14 protein-coding genes are annotated in these 20,810 nt (G+C 48.3%); 7 read left to right on the top strand and 7 right to left on the bottom strand.

Annotation, left to right across the window (positions count from 1 at the left end):
* Positions 1 to 4: 4 nt before the first annotated feature.
* On the bottom strand, positions 5 to 1,957 hold the full coding sequence (gene acs / locus K0H59_RS12735) for an acetate--CoA ligase (protein WP_220053334.1): 1,953 nt from the start codon (positions 1,955 to 1,957) through the stop codon (positions 5 to 7).
* 175 nt (positions 1,958 to 2,132) lie between these two features.
* Between acs and K0H59_RS12730 the strand changes: the two genes are divergently transcribed.
* The gene (locus K0H59_RS12730; RefSeq protein ID WP_220053333.1) at positions 2,133 to 5,573 is read left to right on the top strand and encodes a NahK/ErcS family hybrid sensor histidine kinase/response regulator; all 3,441 of its coding nucleotides are present in this window, start codon (positions 2,133 to 2,135) and stop codon (positions 5,571 to 5,573) included.
* A 49-nt stretch (positions 5,574 to 5,622) separates the two neighbouring features.
* Here the strand turns inward: K0H59_RS12730 and K0H59_RS12725 are convergent, their stop codons facing one another.
* Both K0H59_RS12725 and bioA read right to left on the bottom strand, forming a co-directional pair.
* Positions 5,623 to 7,224, bottom strand: coding sequence for a methyl-accepting chemotaxis protein (locus K0H59_RS12725; RefSeq protein ID WP_220053332.1), 1,602 nt, complete (start codon positions 7,222 to 7,224; stop codon positions 5,623 to 5,625).
* Between the two features lie 533 nt (positions 7,225 to 7,757).
* Positions 7,758 to 9,116 carry an adenosylmethionine--8-amino-7-oxononanoate transaminase gene (gene bioA, locus K0H59_RS12720; protein WP_011717436.1) on the bottom strand — a complete coding sequence of 453 codons (1,359 nt, stop codon included), beginning with the start codon at positions 9,114 to 9,116 and terminating at the stop codon, positions 7,758 to 7,760.
* Between the two features lie 122 nt (positions 9,117 to 9,238).
* Between bioA and bioB the strand changes: the two genes are divergently transcribed.
* From bioB to bioD, 4 genes are all read left to right on the top strand, one after another.
* Positions 9,239 to 10,291, top strand: coding sequence for a biotin synthase BioB (gene bioB, locus K0H59_RS12715; protein WP_011623120.1), 1,053 nt, complete (start codon positions 9,239 to 9,241; stop codon positions 10,289 to 10,291).
* Between the two features lie 219 nt (positions 10,292 to 10,510).
* Entirely contained in the window at positions 10,511 to 11,731 is a 1,221-nt protein-coding gene (locus K0H59_RS12710; RefSeq protein ID WP_220053331.1) for an 8-amino-7-oxononanoate synthase, read from the top strand.
* Between the two features lie 175 nt (positions 11,732 to 11,906).
* Entirely contained in the window at positions 11,907 to 12,734 is an 828-nt protein-coding gene (bioC, locus tag K0H59_RS12705; protein ID WP_220055602.1) for a malonyl-ACP O-methyltransferase BioC, read from the top strand.
* A 55-nt stretch (positions 12,735 to 12,789) separates the two neighbouring features.
* Positions 12,790 to 13,485 (top strand): dethiobiotin synthase, encoded by a 696-nt coding sequence (gene bioD, locus K0H59_RS12700; protein WP_220053330.1) that lies wholly within the window; start codon positions 12,790 to 12,792, stop codon positions 13,483 to 13,485.
* Between the two features lie 80 nt (positions 13,486 to 13,565).
* Here the strand turns inward: bioD and K0H59_RS12695 are convergent, their stop codons facing one another.
* From K0H59_RS12695 to pepE, 3 genes are all read right to left on the bottom strand, one after another.
* Entirely contained in the window at positions 13,566 to 14,534 is a 969-nt protein-coding gene (locus K0H59_RS12695; RefSeq protein ID WP_220053329.1) for a DUF3187 family protein, read from the bottom strand.
* 703 nt (positions 14,535 to 15,237) lie between these two features.
* Positions 15,238 to 16,818: a glucan biosynthesis protein G gene (locus K0H59_RS12690; RefSeq protein WP_220053328.1), complete on the bottom strand. Its 1,581-nt coding sequence runs from the start codon at positions 16,816 to 16,818 to the stop codon at positions 15,238 to 15,240.
* Positions 16,819 to 17,226: 408 nt separating this feature from the next.
* Positions 17,227 to 17,937, bottom strand: coding sequence for a dipeptidase PepE (pepE, locus tag K0H59_RS12685; protein ID WP_220053327.1), 711 nt, complete (start codon positions 17,935 to 17,937; stop codon positions 17,227 to 17,229).
* A gap of 287 nt (positions 17,938 to 18,224) precedes the next feature.
* Here pepE and htpX point away from each other — a divergent pair, with 287 nt between their 5' ends.
* Complete coding sequence (gene htpX / locus K0H59_RS12680) at positions 18,225 to 19,088, top strand: protease HtpX (RefSeq protein WP_011717429.1); 864 nt, start codon at positions 18,225 to 18,227, stop codon at positions 19,086 to 19,088.
* Positions 19,089 to 19,412: 324 nt separating this feature from the next.
* Positions 19,413 to 19,763, top strand: a complete 351-nt coding sequence (cctA, locus tag K0H59_RS12675) for a tetraheme c-type cytochrome CctA (protein ID WP_011717428.1) — start codon at positions 19,413 to 19,415, stop codon at positions 19,761 to 19,763.
* A 61-nt stretch (positions 19,764 to 19,824) separates the two neighbouring features.
* Here the strand turns inward: cctA and K0H59_RS12670 are convergent, their stop codons facing one another.
* Positions 19,825 to 20,571, bottom strand: coding sequence for a cytochrome b/b6 domain-containing protein (locus K0H59_RS12670; protein WP_220053326.1), 747 nt, complete (start codon positions 20,569 to 20,571; stop codon positions 19,825 to 19,827).
* Positions 20,572 to 20,810 lie beyond the last annotated feature (239 nt).

The following is a 20,810-nucleotide window of genomic DNA, read 5'->3' as shown; positions in this document are numbered from 1 at the left end:
ACGATTACTCGTTACGATTCAAGCGAGTTTCAATCAAGGTCTCAATCACGGCTGGATCGGCCAGCGTTGATGCATCACCTAAGTTGGTCACTTCGTTCGCGGCAATCTTACGCAGGAAGCGGCGCATGATTTTGCCAGAACGGGTCTTAGGTAATCCTGTTGCCCACTGGATAAGATCCGGTGTGGCCAGGGCGCCAATTTCTTTACGAACCCATTGGCGTAGCTCTTGGCGAAGTTCTTCACTCTCTTCTGTACCACGGGTTAAGGTGACATAGGCATAAATACCTTGGCCTTTAATATCATGCGGATAGCCCACAACCGCGGCTTCAGCGACCAGTTCGTGTGATACCAGTGCACTTTCTACTTCTGCTGTACCTAATCTGTGTCCAGAGACGTTAATAACATCGTCTACACGGCCGGTGATCCAGTAGTAACCGTCTTCATCGCGGCGCGCGCCGTCACCGGTAAAGTACATGCCACGGAAGGTTTTGAAGTAGGTCAGCACGAAGCGTTCATGGTCGCCATATACGGTACGCATTTGTCCTGGCCATGAGTCGAGCAGCACTAAGTTACCTTCGGTTGCACCTTCTAAAATGTTACCCATGTTGTCCACGAGTGCCGGTTGTACCCCAAAGAACGGGCGAGTCGCCGAGCCGGGTTTGGTATCGGTTGCACCTGGTAATGGCGTAATCAAAATGCCGCCGGTTTCGGTTTGCCACCAAGTATCGACAATCGGGCAATGTTCATGGCCGATGACCTCGTGGTACCAGCGCCAAGCTTCAGGGTTGATAGGTTCGCCCACAGAGCCCATGATGCGCAGCGAGCTGCCATCATACTTGTCAAAATGCTGTTTACCTTCGGCCATCAGTGCACGAATAAGTGTTGGCGCTGTGTAGAGGATATTCACCTTGTGACGGTCAATCATCTCGCCTAAACGCGCAGGGCTTGGGTAATTCGGGATCCCTTCGTGGATAAGCACGGTCGCACCGTTCGCGAGTGGGCCGTACACCATGTAGGAATGACCCGTGATCCAACCCACGTCGGCGGTACACCAGTAAATCTCACCGGGTTTGTAATCGAACACATACTCGTGGGTCATAGAGGCATACACCATATAACCGCCGGTGGTGTGCAATACGCCCTTGGGATTACCGGTTGAACCAGAGGTATAAAGTAAGAAGAGCGGATCTTCGGCGCCCATTTCTTCAATGGCGCAGTGCTCGGATGCGGTATCAACCAGAGAATGCCACCACACATCGCGGCCTTCGACCCAATCAACCTTGCCGCCAGTACGTTTAAGTACAATCACCTTCTCAACGCTGGTGACATCGGGATGCTTTAGCGCATCGTCGATGTTGCGTTTGAGTGGGATCGCGCGGCCACCACGCATACCTTCATCGGCGGTGATGACGACCTTAGATTTACCGTCGATGACCCGTGAAGCGATTGAATCGGGTGAGAAGCCACCAAAGACCACCGAGTGTACGGCACCGATGCGGGCACAGGCCAGCATTGCCACTGCCGCTTCTGGCACCATTGGCATATAAATGGTCACAATATCGCCACGGCGCACGCCTTGGCTGCGTAGGGCGTTGGCAAACTTACACACTTGAGTGTGCAGCTCACCGTAAGTGATTTTACGTTGTTCGCTGGCGTTATCGCCTTCCCAAATGATGGCAACGCGGTCGCTGTGTTCTGCTAGATGGCGATCTAAGCAGTTGGCCGAGGCGTTTAGGGTGCCGTCGTAGAACCAGTTAATCGATAAGTTATGATCGTCAAAAGTGGTTTTTTTGATTTTAGTGTATGGCTTTATCCAATCGATCCGTTTGCCGTGCTCTCTCCAGAAACCCTCTGGATTGACAATCGACTCTTGGTACATTTTTTTATATTGATCGTTATTTACAAGTGCATTGGCAGCGATATTGCCGGAGACTTTGTAGAGAGACTGCGAGCTCATAGGGCTTCCCTTTCTAAAAATTGCGTAGTCTGAGTATGGTATGCAAGGGGCTGGCAACTCCATTAGACCTTGGTCTAGTTTTAAAATCTCCTTTATATTTAGGCTGTTGCACTCGAAAATCTGGCTAGATTTCAGCCATTATTTATCGCACAATAATGGAAAAAAGAGCAAAAATATGAATCTAACCTTAGTCGTCGCCGTTATTGCTATTTGTTATGTCTCACTTTTATTCCTTTTAGCCTGGGGCGCGGAGCGTTGGTTTAGCGGCGTGACCAAGAAGCTTCAGGTAGGCATTTATGGTTTAAGTCTGGCGGTTTATTGTTCATCGTGGAGCTTTTTAGGCACAGTAGGGCAGTCGGCTAATGATTTTTGGTCCTTCATTCCGATTTTTATCGGTCCTATCATTATTTTCACCTTAGGTTTTGGCATGCTGCGCAAGATGGTCCTCGTGTCCAAGGCGCAAAATATTACCTCGGTCGCCGACTTTATCGCCGCCCGTTACGGTAAGTCACAAACCTTGGCGGCCATTGTAACCCTCATCGCGCTATTTGGCATCATGCCCTACATTGCCCTGCAACTTAAGGCGATGGTATTTAGCCTTAATTTGTTTCAGCCAGCAGACGATCCTTTAAACGGCATTACTATCCCTTTACTTATCACAGCATTGCTGGCGATTTTTGCCATTCTATTTGGAACGCGTAAGCTCGATGCCACCGAGCATAACCCCGGCATGATGCTGGCGATTGCCTTTGAATCGCTAGTCAAACTGGCGGCATTTTTGCTGGTGGGGATTGTGATTAGCTTTGGGGTGTTCGATGGTTTTGGTGATATCTGGCAGCAGGCGAGTGAAAAAGCCTTAATTAATTACCCAAATCCTCGCATCGAAGCCTTAATGCCTGAGCTGCTCGTCGGCATGGCGGCGTTTTTATGTATGCCACGGCAATTCCACGTGATGGTGGTGGAGTGCGCCGATGAGTCGGTGTTGTCTAAGGGGCGCTGGTTATTCCCACTGTATTTGGCCTTGTTTGGCTTATTCGTTGGGCCACTCGCCCTAGCGGGTAAAGTCATCCTCGGGGATAGCGTTGCCGCAGACACTTATGTGATCAATTTACCGCTTGCGTTAGATCATCCACTGCTGGCCGTGATTGCGCTGTTAGGCACTTTATCAGCGGCAACTGGCATGGTGATTGTGGCGGTAGTGACAATAAGCGTGATGGTGAGTAACGAGTGGCTGGTGCCCGTGATGCTGCGCACGGGTAATATCCGTGAGAAAAACTTTAGCCAGTTTTCGCAGATGCTGTTAAATGCACGCCGCCTGGCCATCGTCATCATCCTTGGCCTGGGTTATGGCAGTTATCTGGCGCTCGCCGACAGTGACTCCTTGTCGCACCTTGGGATGTTATCCTTTGGGGCGTTTGCCCAGCTGGCTCCTGCGCTGGTGGGCGGGCTCTATTGGAAACACGGTAATCGTGCTGGGGTGTTTTTAGGCTTGAGTGTGGGCTTTGGCCTGTGGTTTTACATCATGCTGAGCGGCATGAATGACGGCCAAAATGTGGCGACCTTGTTGTCGAGTAATATCGACCTGTTAGATGCCATTACCCCCAATGTGCGTGACGCCCTCACAGCCTTGTTCGCCAATATTGCCTGCTACATCTTAGGCTCGATTTGGTTTAGGGCGGGGGTGGCCGAGCGTATTCAGGCCAGCGCCTTTGTCAGCCCGGGTAAGCTTAAAAATAATGCCAATAAGAAAAATGGCCCAATCTCTCAGCAGGATTTATTGATCTTAGCCAGCCGCTTTGTGAGCCCAACTCGCGCCTATGAAAGCTTTAGCCGATTCTCCACCGAGGCGGTCAAGAGTGATAGTTGGCACAAGGCAGCGACACCTGAGCTTATCGCCCACACCGAACGCTTACTCGCCGGAGTACTTGGCGCTTCCAGTGCCTCCTTGGTAATGGACTCGGTTTTACAGGGGCGAGACTTGGCCTTGGATGAAGTCTTTAGCCTAGTGGATGAGGCCTCGTCCAAAATTATGCTCAGCCAAGATATGCTGCGCGGGGCTATCGAGCATGCCTATGAAGGAATGAGCGTTATCGACAGCGACCTCAACTTGGTGGCATGGAACTACAAATACGTCGAGCTGTATCAATATCCTGAAGGATTCTTGCAGCAAGGTATGCCGATTGGCGAAGTGATCCGCTTTAACGCGGCGCGGGGCTATTGCGGCGAGGGGGATATTGAGTCACAGGTCGAAAAACGCGTGCAGCATATGCGTAATGGCACGCCGCATACCTCAGAGCGGCAACGTAAAGACGGCAAAGTGATTAAAATTCAAGGCAATCCTATGCCAGATGGCGGCTTTGTGATGACCTTTACCGACATCACTCAATACCGTGAGCAGGAACGGGCTTTGCTTGAGGCCAATGAAACCCTCGAATCGCGCGTTAAAGAGCGTACCTACGAGTTAGCCATGCTAAACAGTGAGTTACTTGAGGCTAAGGCGCAGGAAGAAATGGCGAACGCTTCTAAGAGTCGCTTCTTAGCGGCGGTAGGGCACGACTTAATGCAACCGCTGAATGCCGCGAGATTGTTTACCGCGTCCTTGTCCCAGTATCCTAATTTGGACCGCGAGGCGCGCACCACCCTATCCCATGTGAATAGCTCGCTCAAAACCGCGGGCGAGTTGCTCACCGACTTATTGGATATTTCGAAGCTGGATTCCGGCATGGTGGAGGTCAATCGCCGCGATTTTGCCATATCTGAGCTGCTCAATGGTCTGTCGGTCGAATTTGAGGCGATGGCGGCGGATAATCAAATTCGCTTTAAGATGATCCCCTGTAGTGCGACGGTCAACTCAGATCCTTCGCTACTGCGGCGCGTGCTGCAAAACTTCTTAACCAATGCTTATCGTTATGCCCGAGGTGGGCGGGTGCTGTTTGGCTGTCGCCATCGCGGCAGTGAGCTAGAGATCCAAGTATTGGATACGGGCTGCGGCATTGATGAGCATGAAACCCGTGAAATCTTCAAAGAGTTTAAGCGCTTAAATAATCCACGTAGTAAAAGCGTTAGCGGTCTTGGCCTTGGGCTAGCGATTGCCGATAGGATCAGCCGGGTACTAAACCACAGTATTCAAGTGTCCTCACAACTTGGACGTGGTTCAGTGTTCTCTATAAGTGTGCCTTTAGGGGAAACCGTGCGTCAGCCGCAGGTCAAGGCCTTGCCATCGCTATTACAACCTTTGTCTGGCATTAAAGTGCTGTGTATCGACAACGAAGAGGCCATTTTGGCTGGGCTTGAGAGTCTACTCAGCCGCTGGCAGTGTGAGGTGATTTGCGCCAAAGATTTAGCCGATGCACGCATAAAGTTAGGCCTAAAAGGGGTGGCGCCGGATATTGTTTTAGCAGATTTCCACTTGGACGATGGCCAAAATGGTGTCGATGCGATGGACGGGATCCGCGCGCTCTATGGCAAAGAGTTACCGGGGATTTTAATCACCGCCAATACCCGTAAGGAGTTGGTGGAGGATGTGCAGCGCCGAGGTTACCACTATATGGCGAAAATGATTAAACCGGCGGCGCTACGGGCCTTGATTTCGAGCCTGGTCAAGGCGAGTCGTTAAAGAAGGGGCCAACATCAGGATGTTGGCCCCATATTGAGTTCACTCGAGCTTAGAGCTTAAACGCCGCCAGTTTGGTATTGAGATTAAGCGATAGCTCGGCGAGGCTCTCGCTTTCTTGAGCAAGATAGGTGGCTGATTCAGACACTTCAAGCGCCGAACTATTAATCCCGCAGACGTTACGGTTCATTTCTTCTGCCACCGCGCTTTGCTCTTCGGCCGCGGTTGCAATCTGAGTGGCCATATCACTCACGTGCTTAATATGGGTCACAATGAGGGATAAATCGTTGCCTGCCTTTGTGGACTGGTCAACGCTCTTTTCAGCCAGATCGCGGCTCGTATCCATCGCATTGGCGGCACTGACAGCACGTTGTTGTAATAGGGAAATGGTGTTTTGAATTTCCTCTGTGGATTGCCTCGTTCTGCTGGCTAATTGCCGCACTTCATCGGCCACCACGGCAAAACCTCGGCCCTGCTCACCGGCACGCGCCGCTTCAATGGCGGCGTTTAATGCCAATAAATTGGTTTGATCCGAAATGCCACTGATCACCGCCGTCACTTCACTGATCTGCATGATTTCTTCTTTTAGCTTGTTCACTTGCTGCGTTGCTTGCTCCACTTCTTTGGCAAGCGCATGGATACCATCAACGCTGGCGTGCACGTCTTTATCGCCAAGTCCGGCTTCGCGGGTGGCTTCTTTGGTGTCTTTCGCGGTACTTTCGGCATTATTGGCCACATCGGCAATAGTGGCGCTCATTTCGTTCATCGCCGTGGCTAACTGGGCGAGTTGATCCCGCTGGTTGTTTACCGCTTGATTGGTTTCTTCGGCGGTTGATGCTATACGTGAAGCGGCTTGTGAGACGTTGTCGGCGCTGTGGTTAGCCTCAGCCAATGCCGTTCGAATGCTTGTCATGCTCTGATTGATATTGTGCGCTAGGGCCGCAAGTTCATCTTTGCCTGTGACCGCAAGCTGCGGCGTCAAGTTGCCAGTGGCGATGATTTGCATCGCGTTATTCACTTGATCTAAGGGTTGAACAATAGAGCGACTGATGATGTAGCCCAGTGCCGCCATCAGTAGAATGAGAATAAGTGTAGTGCCGCCCATTAGCACATATTCATGCCAAATCGTGTTTTCAATGTCTTGCAGTAAAATCCCCGATCCTAAAATCCAGCCCCAGGGTTTAAATCCCATCACTAAGGACATTTTCTGGGCTTTTTTGCCATTGCCTGTTACCCAAGGATATTGCAAGACACCTTGCTGACCATTGCGCCCTAATTCGACCATGCTGAACCAGTACTGCTCTGCGCCATTGTTGCCCATTTGCTGGCTGACTAACTCGGGTTTAACGGGGTGAACTATGATGTGGCGTGTTTCATCAATCACAAACAGGTAGTTGTCACCGTCGAACCGCATATTGTTAAGCATCTCTTTTGCGGCTTGTTGAGCCTGCTCTAGGGGTAAGTTTTGCTGTAAAGCCTGAATACGACTGAGGGCTAAGCTGAGCACTGCGTTGAGTCTGGCTTCACGTTCTGCCATCAAATTGCTTTTTAAGGTAGTGACAGAAAGGGTGAGAAGAATTAAGGCGCCGATAAGGGCTGTGATAAGTTGTAGCGCGAGTTTTCGGCTGACGGGGATGTCGGCGAGTTTAAACATAAAAGCTCCTTTTTCTTGGTCACGCTCACTAAGCTATCCTTTTTGCCTAGGTTTTTAGCGGCTGCTTATGAAACGTACTTATGTGGAAGTCAGTGTTATTAAGCATTACTGGCTTTAACTAATTTTCCAGTTAACTTGCTAAATAAATGTGAAAATAGTGAGATTTTATGCAATTTGTGAACAAGGTTATCTAAAGCGTTTTTATGTGACGACTTTCACTCAAAGTAAGGAGATCCACATTAAGAGTACAAAAGATAATTCAATTCTGAGCCGGTTGAGTGAGCCAGTTGAGTGAGTAGGGTTAGGATGGCAAAGCCAAAGCCTGAGGCCTTTGAGAAACAGTTCTGCCGAGCGTTAAGGCATTCGGCAGAACTGAAACTGAGCTGAACTGATATTTGGCTGAGTTTAAATGGGGCCAAGCTAAGACGTGCAGAGCAGAGCAGAGCAGAGCAGAGCAGAGCAGAGCAGAGCAGAGCAGAGCAGAGCAGAGCAGAGCAGAGCTTGCATCACGAGTGCATTGTGATTGAACAACATTAGCCGTGGCTGATAGTGATGCTCTCTGTCACCAGTGCCTCGCTTTGATTGGCATGGGGCGGTGCAATCGTTGCCGCCACTTGCTTCATCGCCTGAGTCAGCCTTGTGAGCTGTGAAGAACTAATCACATAGGGCGGCATAATATAAATCAGGTTGGCAAAGGGGCGCACCCATACGCCTAAGTCGACAAATTGCTGTTGCAGTGCGGCGGTATTGACCGCTTGGTGCATTTCGAGCACGCCAACCGCGCCGAGCACGCGCACCTCTTTCACGCTGGGAATATCGATGGCATCGGCAAGCTCGCGCTGCATTTGCTGCTCGATGGCGGCAACCTGTGCTGGCCACTCCTGCTGATTGATTAAATCTAAGCTGGCGCAGGCGGCGGCGCAGGCGAGGGGATTGCCCATAAATGTCGGGCCATGCATAAAGACACCTGCGGGCGATTGGCTAATGCCTTGGGCGACGTTATCCGTGCACAAGGTGGCGGCAAGACTGATATAACCGCCCGTTAACGCTTTGCCCAGGCAGAGAATGTCGGGCGTGATGTCGGCATGCTCATAGGCAAATAACTTACCGGTCCGCCCAAAACCCGTGGCGATTTCATCGAGAATAAGCAGCACATTATATTCATCACACAGGGCACGCAGGCCGCGTAAATACTCGCTGCTGTAGAATCGCATTCCCCCAGCGCCCTGCATAATCGGCTCGATAATCACGGCGGCAATCTCTGGATGTTGCTCGCGTAAAATACGTTGCATTGGCGCTAAATCATCTTGGCGTAATGGCTCACCGAAGGGTGTTTGCGGCGCGTCGACAAAACACTGTTTCGTGACGGCTTCGCCAAACATGGTATGCATGCCACCTTCGGGATCGCAGACACTCATGGCGGCAAAAGTATCGCCATGGTAACCCTTCTTCACCGTAAGAATGCGCTGTTTTTGGGCCTTTTGCGCTAAAGGCAAATCTTGCCCCTGCCAATATTGCAGCGCCATTTTGATGGCAACTTCGACGGCAATTGAGCCTGAGTCGCAGAGAAAGACTTTAGTGAGGGGCTCGCAGGTCATCGCCAGCAGTTTTTTGCAGAGTGTAATGGCGGGCTCGTGGGTAATGCCGCCAAACATCACATGGCTAAGTTGGTGCAGTTGCCGCTCCATCGCCGTTAATATCGCTGGGTGTCCGTAACCATGTACGCAGGCCCACCAGGAGCTGGTGCCATCGATAAGCTTACGGCCATCGACCAATTCCAGCTCGCAGCCTTGTGCACTGTGTACCCCATAAACAGGAAGTGCACGGGTCATTGAAGTATAAGGATGCCAAATATGGGCGCTATCAAAATCCAAATCGAGTAAATTGCGCATAAAAGCTCACAGCGTTGATTGAAAATTAATCAGTGGTAAACCTGTATCACTGGTTGGCGTTGACAGTTTAAGGGCTGAGGTTATCCTAGCCAAGGTAAAATACAAAAATAAAAGGGTGTTCAATGTCGCAGTTGCAAGTTCGTCATGATTGGAAGCGGGAAGAAATCGAAGCCTTATTTGCGCTGCCGATGAATGACTTATTATTTAAAGCACACAGTATCCACCGTGAAGTGTACGATCCTAACGAAGTGCAGATCAGCCGATTACTGTCGATCAAAACCGGTGCTTGTCCTGAGGATTGTAAATATTGTCCGCAGAGTGCGCGTTACGACACTGGCCTTGAAAAAGAGCGCCTATTGGCGATGGAAACCGTGTTGACCGAAGCACGCAGTGCTAAAGCCGCGGGTGCTTCACGTTTCTGTATGGGCGCCGCTTGGCGTAACCCGAAAGATAAAGACATGCCATACCTCAAACAAATGGTGCAAGAGGTCAAAGCCCTTGGCATGGAAACCTGTATGACCCTAGGCATGCTAAGTGCCGAACAAGCCAATGAGCTGGCCGATGCAGGTCTTGATTACTACAACCACAATTTAGATACCTCGCCTGAATATTACGGCGATGTGATCACGACCCGTACCTATCAAAACCGTTTAGATACCTTAAGCCACGTGCGTGCATCAGGCATGAAAGTTTGCTCTGGTGGTATTGTTGGTATGGGTGAAAAGGCCACAGACCGAGCAGGTTTATTGCAACAACTAGCGAATTTGCCTCAGCATCCCGATTCTGTGCCCATTAATATGTTGGTCAAAGTGGCGGGTACACCCTTCGAAAAACTCGATGATTTAGATCCGCTGGAGTTTGTCCGTACCATTGCTGTGGCGCGTATTTTAATGCCTAAGTCCCGTGTGCGTTTATCGGCGGGCCGTGAAAACATGACTGACGAACTGCAAGCTATGTGTTTCTTTGCGGGTGCGAACTCGATTTTCTATGGCTGCAAGCTGTTGACTACGCCAAACCCTGAAGAAAGTGATGATATGGGCCTGTTCCGCCGTCTGGGCTTACGTCCTGAGCAGGGCGCTGCCGCGACTATCGATGATGAACAGGCGGTATTAGCCAAAGCCGCGGCTCACCAAGATAAAGCCTCGGCACCTTTTTACGACGCAGCGGCGCTGTAACTAAGGCTTATCGCCACAGTAAAACTTGCTACGTTGGACTTGCGTTTTGTTAAGTGGCGAAGCGCAGGTTCCAAGGATGATGCGGGCTGTGAGACTCAGCGAGCATTTGAGCTGACGTTGTGCCGAGACTGAACGAAAAACCAGTCAAGACGCCGAGTAAGCCAGCAAAGTAAAATACACAGCAAGAAAAGTTGAGCAAGACAAGTTGAGTAAGAAAAAATGAGTTCACCAGTCACCTCAAAACTGGGTTCAAAAATTCTCGCCCGTCAGCAGGCGTTAGCCGAGCAAGGTTTGCTTAGGCAGCGTCAGGCATTGTCGAGCGCGGCAACACTCAGTGAGGATGGCCCTCAGTTTGGCTTAGCGGAGCAGCACTATCTTAACTTCTGCAGCAATGATTACTTAGGTCTATCCCGTGCTCCCGCATTGGTCGAAGCGCTGCACCTTGGCGCTAAGCAATATGGCGTGGGTAGCGGCGCATCACCACTGGTGACGGGTTACAGCGAGGCGCATTTGGCGCTAGAAACTAAGCTGTGCCAGATAACGGGGTTTGAGGCGGCGCTACTCTTTAGTTCAGGGTTCAGCGCCAATACCACCTTGTGTAAGACCTTGTTTAATAAGCAGGATGTGGTACTGGGCGATAAACTGGTCCATGCATCGATTATCGATGGATTACGCGATAGCGGCGCGGATTTTAAGCGATTTTTGCATAATTCCACCGAAAGCGCCGAGCGTCTATTAGCGAAGAACGCTGTATCTGCGTTGATCACTGAGAGTGTGTTCAGCATGGATGGTGATATCGCGCCGATTTCGGCGTTATCCATACTTTGCCGAGCACATAATGCTTGGCTAATTGTCGATGATGCCCATGGTTTTGGAGTGGTGGATGCTGTGAATGCTCAAGTTGAGTCGAATTCAGCTTCCAAGCTTATCGATATCCAGATAGTGACCTTTGGTAAGGCGTTAGGCTGTCAGGGCGCTGCAATCCTCGGGAGTCGGCAGTTGATTGAATTTCTGGTCAGCAATGCACGGGAATATATTTATTCTACGGCGTTGTCGCCCGCCAATGCGGCCCTTGCCCTAGCGGCAGTTGAATACGCTAAAGCCCATCCTGAGCTTAAGCAAAAATTACGGAGTAATATATTACTTTTCAAACAGTTGTGCCAAGATGCTGACATTCCACTCCTAGGAAGTGATACGGCAATTCAACCTTTGATTATTGGTGATGCGACACAAACCTTGCGGGTGGCGGAAAAGCTAAAGGCATTAGGCATTTGGGTCGGCGCTATTCGTCCACCGACAGTGCCTGTCGGCTCGGCAAGATTGCGCATTACCTTAAGTGCATCCCATAGCGAGGCAGCAATACGGCGCTGCGTCAGTGGAATTGCCACTGTGCTGAAGGAATGCGCACTGCCCAGGGTTTCTGAGCGGCCTGAACGGTAACCCAGCGTTTGATTCAGAATATCCGGTGAATGGCAGGGCACTTCAATGCTCGGTATTGAGTTCTTGAGAGTGAAGAGCTTGAAGATAAGAGCTTGAATGTAAGAGTCTGAAAGTAAGAGCTTGAACGTAAAAGCTTCTAAGTAAAAGTTTGATGTTAAAGTGAGAATAATCTGTGATGTCTATGCCGCTTGGCGTGAGTGTTAATTCCCATCCATCTGCCAGTCAGGTCGAGCATATTGCCGATAGGTTTTCTGCTGCGGCCAAGCGCTACCAAGAGCATAACTGTTTACAGCGTTTAAGCGGCGCGAGTTTGTTGCAGGGATTTGCTGCCAAGGGTGCAATTCTTGATATTGGTGCGGGGCCGGGAACCGATTTTGCCGACCGTGCAATGGGCGATGATATCAAGGTTTATGCCCTCGATATCGCCCTCGGGATGTTGCAACAACTTCAAGCGACTTTCCCTCGGCATCAATGCGTGTGCGGTAATGCTGAGAAATTACCCTTTGCCGATGGGAGTATCGATAGTATTTACTCCAATTTGGCTCTGCAGTGGTGCCATGATTTATCGGCTGCGACCAGTGAAATGGCTAGAGTCTTAAAACCCGGTGGAGAAGCGTACCTGAGTATCGTGGCAAAAGGCAGCTTGGCTCAGTTATCCCATCTGGGTTTGAGGGTGAACGGTTTTCAATCCCTTGAAAGCTTACAAGCCGCTTTTGATACCAAAGATTGGCAACTGTTTGATGTTCAACTTGTGCCAATGACCGTCTATTTTCAAGATCTTAAAACCTTGCTCTATTCCATTAAGGGCGTGGGCGCATCGGTGCAATCATACGTACAGACCGAAAACCCTTCAGATGCCGATGCTCACTTAGGCAAATTGCGTGGCCGCCGCGATTGGCTGGCATTGCAACAACGCGCAGAACTATTCCGTGAGGCTCAGGGCCTGCCTTTAACCTATCAAATCGCCCAATTTCGTGTACGTCGCCAAGGCGATAGGGGGTAAGGCTCGTCGTTTAGCTTTGAGCGCGTGATTGACTATGGATTAAGAAGGAAAACGCATGTTTTTTGTAACAGGTACAGATACCGATAGTGGTAAAACCTTAGTGTCGACGGCGCTGTTAACCGCATTCAATCGTGAAGCTGCTCGCATAGGCGCTGTAAACTTAAGCCTTGGGGTCAAACCTGTGGCCTCGGGATGTGAAATCACAGAGCAGGGCTTACGCAACAGTGATGCGTTAAAACTGATGTCGGCCTCATCTTTAAAGCTCAACTATGAGCAGGTCAATCCGATAAGCTTTGAACCCGCCATTGCGCCGCATATTGCCGCAAAACAGCAGGGGGTTAATTTATCCCCCGAGGCGATTTTGGCAACGTTAGATAGACAAGCCTTTGCGCAGGCTGATTTTTGCTTGATAGAAGGCGCGGGTGGCTGGCGTTTGCCCTTAGGGGACGGGCGTTATTTATCGGAATTAGTGCAGCAACTTAATTTGCCAGTGATCTTGGTTGTGGGAATGAAACTGGGCTGCTTAAATCATGCGTTATTAACCCAAGAGGCGATTATAGCTGATGGCTTAACCGTGGCGGGTTGGGTGGCAAATTGCGTCGATCCCAATATGAGCGTGTTTGATGAAAACTTAGCATCGCTTAAAGAGATGATGACATCGCCTTTCCTGGGTTGTATTCCGCATCTTAAACAGGCTGATGCAGAACATGCCGCCCATTTTATCGATATCCAGGCTTTGTTGATGAAATAACCCATTCAAAAATACGTGTGATATAACAAAAAAGAGGCCATACAGCCTCTTTTTGTTATTGAGTGTTTAATTTATTGTGACTAAAACTTAACTCGGTAGCCAATATTAAAGGCAATGTCAGTGCTGTTATCCATATTGAAATAATTTTCAACGACGGAAAACTCAATTGCACTTGTGTCTAAGTAATAACGGTAGCCGAGTAATATTTCATTTGACGCCTTAGCGAAATCATTTTCAGTTTCTAATAAACCTTGGTAATGATGTAACTCAATTAACCAGCCATGGCGACCCGTGATATATTCATAGCCGAGATTGACCGAATAGGCATGATTATCGTAGCGGATCCCCGAGAGCACTTCATTTCCCTGCCTAAAACTGACAGCGGCGCTAGAATGAAAATGATGTTTCTTGTAACGGAAGCTGTAATTTAACTGTAACGCTTGTTCAAAGGCTTCATTTTCAAAGGGACCTGAGTCCACATAGTTATAATATAAGCTACCACCTAGGGATAAACCCTGATGTTGGCTCTCAAATAATTGATAACCAACATAAAGCATAATGGCATTATTGAGTGTCTCACCCGAAATATCTTGTTGGTTCACACCATCTTTAGAAAATATTTGGTTTTGGTGTTTTGCCGTATCTTCACGACCGTTTTGACTAAAACCAAAAGCATCATGGAACCACATAGTTACCGAGTCTAAGTGATTATCGCCGCTAAAGCGCCAGTGATAACTTGTGTCTATCATCCATTTGTCATTGATTTGCCAAGTCAGCCCACCTTCGAGGGTGTTGTGGTAGTAATCGGCAAAATAATCATCGGTTTCAGCCCAAACACTTGCTGCACTTGCAGATAAGTGCAGCTCTTTTTGACCTTCAGGTAACGAAAACCCTGATCTAAGCATCGGCGTTAAGCTGCCCGCTTGGGTGGGTGATTGTGCGTAGGTGCGTAAAGGACCATAGTCACTAAAATCGACGGCAGTAGCAAAGGCATTCGGGACAAACAGCAAAGAAAGTGCAAAGGCTGGTTTAAGGTTTGAAAACGGCATAGCTTAAATATCCGTCTAGATAATGAGTTATCTAGATTCGATGGGTTGATGAAACAGGGTATTATCGACCAACAGTTACACTGATGATTAATATAGATGTTAACGTCAATTGCGGAGTTAACATTTTATTTGCATTTAAATTAGCGTATAGCAGAGTAAAACCAACGCAAGCCAAAACACTCGCCCAATCATTGGTAGTGAATATAAGGCAAGTAAGATACTTATCATTAACAATATTGTCGTTGGCTTACGAAAGTACGCAGCATTTAATATGGGTAACTTCATTTTTTCTCTGACATATTCATGATGCGAAATATAACTAACACTGAATATGATGATTGCAGTAGATGGATATCTTGTAAATAAGTGTATATAGCAAATATTCAGTTGCTGTGAAGGGGTAATATACCGCTGTGGAGTAGGGGAGTAAATCTTATGGGCGTGCTAAATAGGGCCGAAAATTGGAACTGAAGTTCCCTATTTTTGTTAGATAGAAATAATCCTAGATATTCCGAAGACGTTATCCTGCCCAAGTTATCCTGTAAATTAAGAAGTTGAATAGCTAAAGAGTTATGATGTTGTCACGACTTGCTGAGAATATAATCGAGTTAGATCTGAACATTCGTTAGTGTAGAACCAAGCGCAATAAAAAACGCCGTAAGTTCGGCGTTTTTATGGTGTAACGGATAGCTAGCTTATTTGCCTAGGGCCAATCGTCACTGTTCCAGCGATACAGCCAAGTGGCAGCAACAGGTTTTTCATCTTTACGCAATTGGATGCGCAGTTCTGCCACATTGGTGCTTTCGGGCTCGAAGGTCACAAATACGCGGGCACCATTGATATCTGGATGAGCGACGATACGAGATGACAGGATCTTGCCCTTGCTGATACTGGCATCAATCACAATGTTCTCAACATCTTGTGGTTTGATATTGCTGTAATCGATAAGCAACTCTTTACCTTTGGCTTGCTTTTGTCCCTTTGAGCTACGAACCACTCGCGCCTTAGTGTTGGCACTCGGGCTATCGTTAGACGCTGTGATGCGATAGGAATAACGATAGGGTTCACCTTGCTTCAATCCGCCCTGAGGCTCCCAGTAAGTGACTATATTGTCGTTAGTTTCGGCGCTCGATGGGATCTCCAGTAGCACTAGCTGACCTTTACCCCAATCGTTAAGCGGCTCAATCCAAGCGGAAGGGCGCTGCTGATAGTTTGCAGTCAGATCTTGATAGTAATCGAAGTTACGATGACGTTGGATTAAGCCAAAACCCTTAATATCTTCATCGCCAAAGGCACTGATCTGCAATTTATTTGGGTTATTGAGCGGGCGCCATAAACGCTCACCGTTACCGCGATCAATTTGTAAGCCTTCGGAGTTATGTACCGCTGGGCGATAATCTGGCTTATCCGGCGTATCTAAACCACCATAGAGAAACATTGAGGTCAGTGGTGCAATCCCTACATGGGTAATATCACGGCGGGGGAATAGGGTCACATCTACCTCGACTCGCGTTGGCGCGCCAGGGTAAATGCCGAAGCGATAGGCACCAGTAACACTCTGGCTATCTAACAATGCGTGCACCACAATCGCCGTTTGATACTTAGACGGACGCTCTACCCAAAAACGCTTGAATAATGGGTATTCCTCACCTTTAGGTTGAGCGACATCGATAGCTAATCCGCGGTTCGATAAACCATAGGTTTGCCCTTTGGACAGCGCTCTAAAATAGCTTGCGCCTTGGAACATGATGAACTCGTCTTTTACCTCATCATCATTGATGGGGTAGTGCAGGCGCACGCCGGCGTATTGGCCAACCTGAGTCAATAATTTCTCTATGGTATCGTTCGGCACACTAAAGGAGGATTCGGTTAACTCGATAGGAAAAGCATGGCTGTTTTCAACCACATCGATATCGACCAAGTTTTTGTATAAAAAGCCGGGGGCAAACAGTTGTACCGAAAACTTCGTGGGGGTTCCGCCCCAAATCGCAGCGTTTTCTTGATAATTGATTTTGCCATAGGTGGCGTAATCAAGATCGATTAGCTCTTTGGGGGCTTTTCTCGCTTCTTTAAACGGTTTTTGAGCCAGTTGCTGGGCAAGTTCAACCACAGTGTCATGGGAGAACATCTTAGCTTTTTTCTCTTGAGCGGCATCGGCGCCATAGGCGGTAAAACTGCTGATGCCGAGCGTACAGGCGAGTAACGAACCGAGAAAAAACCTCGATTTGGTCGCTTTGGGGCGCGAGATAGGGGCGAAATGGTTGAATGTTGAATGCAGTCGCAAAATAGAAACTCCTCACTTTAATGGGCTAAGGCGAGAGACTCGCACTTAATGACTTGCCCAAAACTCCCGATTTATAAATAACTTAGAATGCTTTTGTACGGGAAGTGCTCAGGGGTGAATAATAATTTAATCTTGTTTATCAAAGTGTTCGACAACGAAATTAGAGCAGTTACTTAAGTGGTGCAAGTCTTTTCTGCCGCAGGATAAGTGTTTGCCTTATTGGTTAAAACACTTGCCGGCTGGTGTTATCACTTGGGATATTGTTGATTTCCGTCCTCACCGCGCGCGGTATCCTTGCCTCTGTATACGACATTTTGCGGCATGTTATCGGCCAGCCAGCTTGATTACACACTCATGCTCGGTGGCCGATAGTAGCAGATCCGCTTAGGCAATGCCGCCGCATAGATCTTATTTCAGCATATGGGATAAATCGCTGCCGACAGGGATCGGGATTTCTTGCTGCTCACCACAGAATAAATAGGCAGGATTGTCACCTAGCAGAGATAAGGTGTCTCCCTGACGCCAAAGTGCGCTGCCTTCGACAATACCCACAACTGGCGTGATGGGGTCGACACGAGTGAATTCGAGCAAACGTTGGGCGCGGGTTTCGCCGTTATGTCCCGGAGCGCGGTAGTTCGAATAATGTGGATTTAACTGAAACGGCACTATATTTAACGCGGTAAATGAAGGCGGCTCGATAATCGGCATATCGTTGGTGGTGCGAATACTCAATCCGGAGACATTAGAGCCCGCGCTCCAACCAATATAGGGTTTACCATTTTGCACTTCTTCACGGATTAGATGCACTAAATCATACTTATAGAGCTCGTGCAGTAAATGGAAGGTATTGCCGCCACCGATCAAAATGCCGTCAGCATCTTTAATCGCTTGGCGCGGATCAGGATGCTGGTGAATGCCGCTGATATCGAGCTTGAGTTCACTTAAGCCTGCGACGACTGAGGCCAAATAAGTGTCATAACTCATGCTGACACCAGCATAAGGGATAAAAATCCATTTTTGGGCGTTAGCGGTGAGCGGCTTGATAAAGGGAAGCGCATGGGAAAGGTAAGGCGTATCACCGACGCGAGAGCTGCTCAGCAGTAGGGCATTGATTGTCATTTTTTTATCCTGAAATCTCGGAATGTGCTGGCATGTTAACAAAGTTTAATCGCGATAAACATAGATAAACACACATGAATTTGGCTGTAACGCTGACAGAGCCTAGATTTAAGTTTGGATTAATACATTGTCCCTAGACTCACGAGCCATGAAAGGCAATGTCTAAATTGAGAGAAAAATTAGCGAGTAGAAAAACTCTTATCTTTACCCCTTGAATTTCGATTAATTGGACATATTATGTCTTTGAGCAAAGTTAAATGGCATATGTTTGCCGTAAAGGAGCTGAAATGAAGCGTATTTTTTTATTAATTGCGACTAACCTAGCCGTGTTGCTGGTAGCCTCAATTGTGATGTCTATTCTGGGCGTGAATACGTCGACTATGGGTGGACTGCTTGTGTTCGCTGCGATTTTTGGATTCGGCGGAGCCTTCATCAGCTTAGCCATTTCAAAATGGATGGCGAAAAAGACCATGGGCTGTGAAGTGATCACCACGCCACGTGATAGCACAGAGCGTTGGTTATTAGACACTGTTGCCCGCCAAGCGCAACAAGCTGGGATTAAAATGCCAGAAGTGGCAATTTACCAATCACCAGAGATGAATGCCTTCGCCACAGGCCCAAGCAAAGACAACTCATTAGTTGCCGTGAGTACCGGTCTGTTGTATGGCATGAGTCAAGACGAAGTTGAAGGCGTACTCGCCCACGAAGTGAGCCACGTCGCTAACGGCGACATGGTGACCTTGACCTTAATTCAAGGCGTGGTGAACACCTTTGTTATCTTCGCGGCACGTGTCGTTGCAGGTATTATCAACAACTTCGTCTCAAGCAACGATGAAGAAGGCGAAGGTTTAGGTATGTTCGCCTATATGGCAGTGGTATTTGTCCTCGACATGCTGTTTGGTATCTTGGCCTCGATCATCGTGGCTTACTTCTCACGTATCCGTGAATACCGTGCAGACGAAGGTGCGGCGCGTTTAGCGGGTAAGCATAAGATGATTGCAGCGCTCGAGCGTTTACGCCAAGGCCCTGAAAGCTCGGCAATGCCAGCGCAAATGTCGGCTTTTGGTATTAACGGTAAGCGTTCAATGGCTGAGCTGATGATGAGCCACCCGCCATTAGAGAAGCGTATCGCCGCCTTACAAACTCGTTAATCGAGTTCAAAAGTTCACAAAAAGGAGACCTCGGGTCTCCTTTTTTATTGGGGCTTTTCTTTTGCTGATGATTAGGCTAGGGAGGTTTTTAGTTGTGACTTTTAGGTTGTGGCAATGTAAAACTCTTATATAAGCATGTGGTTACATGATGCAGCGCACATTTTACCCCTCGGTATATTGATAAAGTTACTTTGCATAAGATTGGGTTGCTTATTGCTCAATCCTTAGCTAAGTTAAATCGAGTCGTGCTATTTACATTGGTTGCGAGATGGAAGTCACCCTGACAAGAATTTCCACTGTCAATCGCCATTGGAGGATACAATTGTGAGCAAAAAACTATTAAGTGCGCTTTTCGGGGCAAGTCTTGCAGCGCTAGCGCTGTCACCAACCGCATTTGCCGCGGATCAAAAATTATCAGACTTCCATGCAGAATCTGGTGGTTGTGAAAGCTGTCATAAAGACGGTACACCTTCTGCTGACGGTGCTTTCGAATTTGAACAATGTCAAAGCTGCCACGGCTCTTTGGCTGAAATGGACGCAGTACACAAGCCACACGATGGCAACTTAGTGTGTGCTGACTGTCATGCGCCACACGATATGAACGTAGGTCAAAAACCTACCTGTGAAAGCTGCCATGACGATGGTCGTACTCCAGAATCTATCCTGAAGAAGTAATCCTACTTCGGTATAAGTTTGATAAAAAACGCCAGCAATTGCTGGCGTTTTTTTATATGCATCACTCGTCCTTCGGTTGTCCTTGGATCAGTTTTTTGCCAGAAAACATGGCGGAAATGATCCCGGGTTGGCGTTTGACTTCTGTGTAAATCACGGCAAACACATGCAGCACGATAAGGAGCATCAATAAGTACACGGCGTAAACGTGTACTTCACCGGCCAGTCCCTTCATGGGCTTGATAGCATTGGCTTTATCGGTATCTACGCCTGTGGCATCGTAGGGTTTTAAGCTATTTGGCTCAACATCCGCTGCGGCTAAGTAGCTTTGTACTGTGCTGCCGAGCGGCGGATAGTAAATGTCTGTACCTGCGCGGATCAGGCCTGTGATCATTATGGTGACAAGCAAGAGCATGATGGCGAGTACGGCGAATTTCCCCTTAGGATTGTGGCCTAGATACTGGGGATTTTTACCCGCGGCAAGTTCCGCTTTATAGCTTTGTAACTCGCTCTTGCTATTGGTATTGGGGAACATATGACTAAAGCGGGCATATTTATTGCCCACAAAACCCCAAACCAGGCGGATCAGTAAATTAATTGCAAAGCCATAGCCAATGATGACGTGCATGGTTTTAAGCCCAATTTTGCCGGAGAGTTCGGTAATGCCTAAGTCGCTGCGAAACATCATCATGCCGCCAACGATAATCAGGGCGAGTACAAGGATGAGATTAATCCAGTGGAACAGACGCGTAGGTCTGTCCCACACGCGATAGGACTGCATTTCAATAGAGTTTGGCTGCGGGTTGGACATGGTATTTCCTTATGATTTATGTTGATTTGATCTTACGCCTTTCTATTCAAAATAGCGCATTATTTTCAGTTTAAATTCAGCCTTCTGATTGACAATGCTCAGTGCTAAAGTTGCAGAAGTTTTTGATTTGCGTACGGTAAATATTTTTATCGTAAGTCTTTTGAATCTGTTTTATCTAATGCTAATATCGTGTGCACGGTAGACTTGGAAGTCTATTGAACGGATGTTGAAGTGGTATT

Source organism: Shewanella sp. FJAT-51649 (assembly GCF_019457435.1).
GTDB classification, from domain to species: Bacteria; Pseudomonadota; Gammaproteobacteria; order Enterobacterales; family Shewanellaceae; genus Shewanella; species Shewanella mangrovisoli.
Note: the sequence above shows the minus strand (reverse complement) of the source record. Positions and strands in the feature narration are given on the sequence as shown.

Coding starts and splice junctions, on each gene's coding strand:
- acs (WP_220053334.1), bottom strand. CDS start 1,957: ATGAGCTCGCAGTCTCTCTACAAAGTCTCCGGCAATATCGCTGCCAAT.
- K0H59_RS12730 (WP_220053333.1), top strand. CDS start 2,133: ATGAATCTAACCTTAGTCGTCGCCGTTATTGCTATTTGTTATGTCTCA.
- K0H59_RS12725 (WP_220053332.1), bottom strand. CDS start 7,224: ATGTTTAAACTCGCCGACATCCCCGTCAGCCGAAAACTCGCGCTACAA.
- bioA (WP_011717436.1), bottom strand. CDS start 9,116: ATGCGCAATTTACTCGATTTGGATTTTGATAGCGCCCATATTTGGCAT.
- bioB (WP_011623120.1), top strand. CDS start 9,239: ATGTCGCAGTTGCAAGTTCGTCATGATTGGAAGCGGGAAGAAATCGAA.
- K0H59_RS12710 (WP_220053331.1), top strand. CDS start 10,511: ATGAGTTCACCAGTCACCTCAAAACTGGGTTCAAAAATTCTCGCCCGT.
- bioC (WP_220055602.1), top strand. CDS start 11,907: ATGTCTATGCCGCTTGGCGTGAGTGTTAATTCCCATCCATCTGCCAGT.
- bioD (WP_220053330.1), top strand. CDS start 12,790: ATGTTTTTTGTAACAGGTACAGATACCGATAGTGGTAAAACCTTAGTG.
- K0H59_RS12695 (WP_220053329.1), bottom strand. CDS start 14,534: ATGCCGTTTTCAAACCTTAAACCAGCCTTTGCACTTTCTTTGCTGTTT.
- pepE (WP_220053327.1), bottom strand. CDS start 17,937: ATGACAATCAATGCCCTACTGCTGAGCAGCTCTCGCGTCGGTGATACG.
- htpX (WP_011717429.1), top strand. CDS start 18,225: ATGAAGCGTATTTTTTTATTAATTGCGACTAACCTAGCCGTGTTGCTG.
- K0H59_RS12670 (WP_220053326.1), bottom strand. CDS start 20,571: ATGTCCAACCCGCAGCCAAACTCTATTGAAATGCAGTCCTATCGCGTG.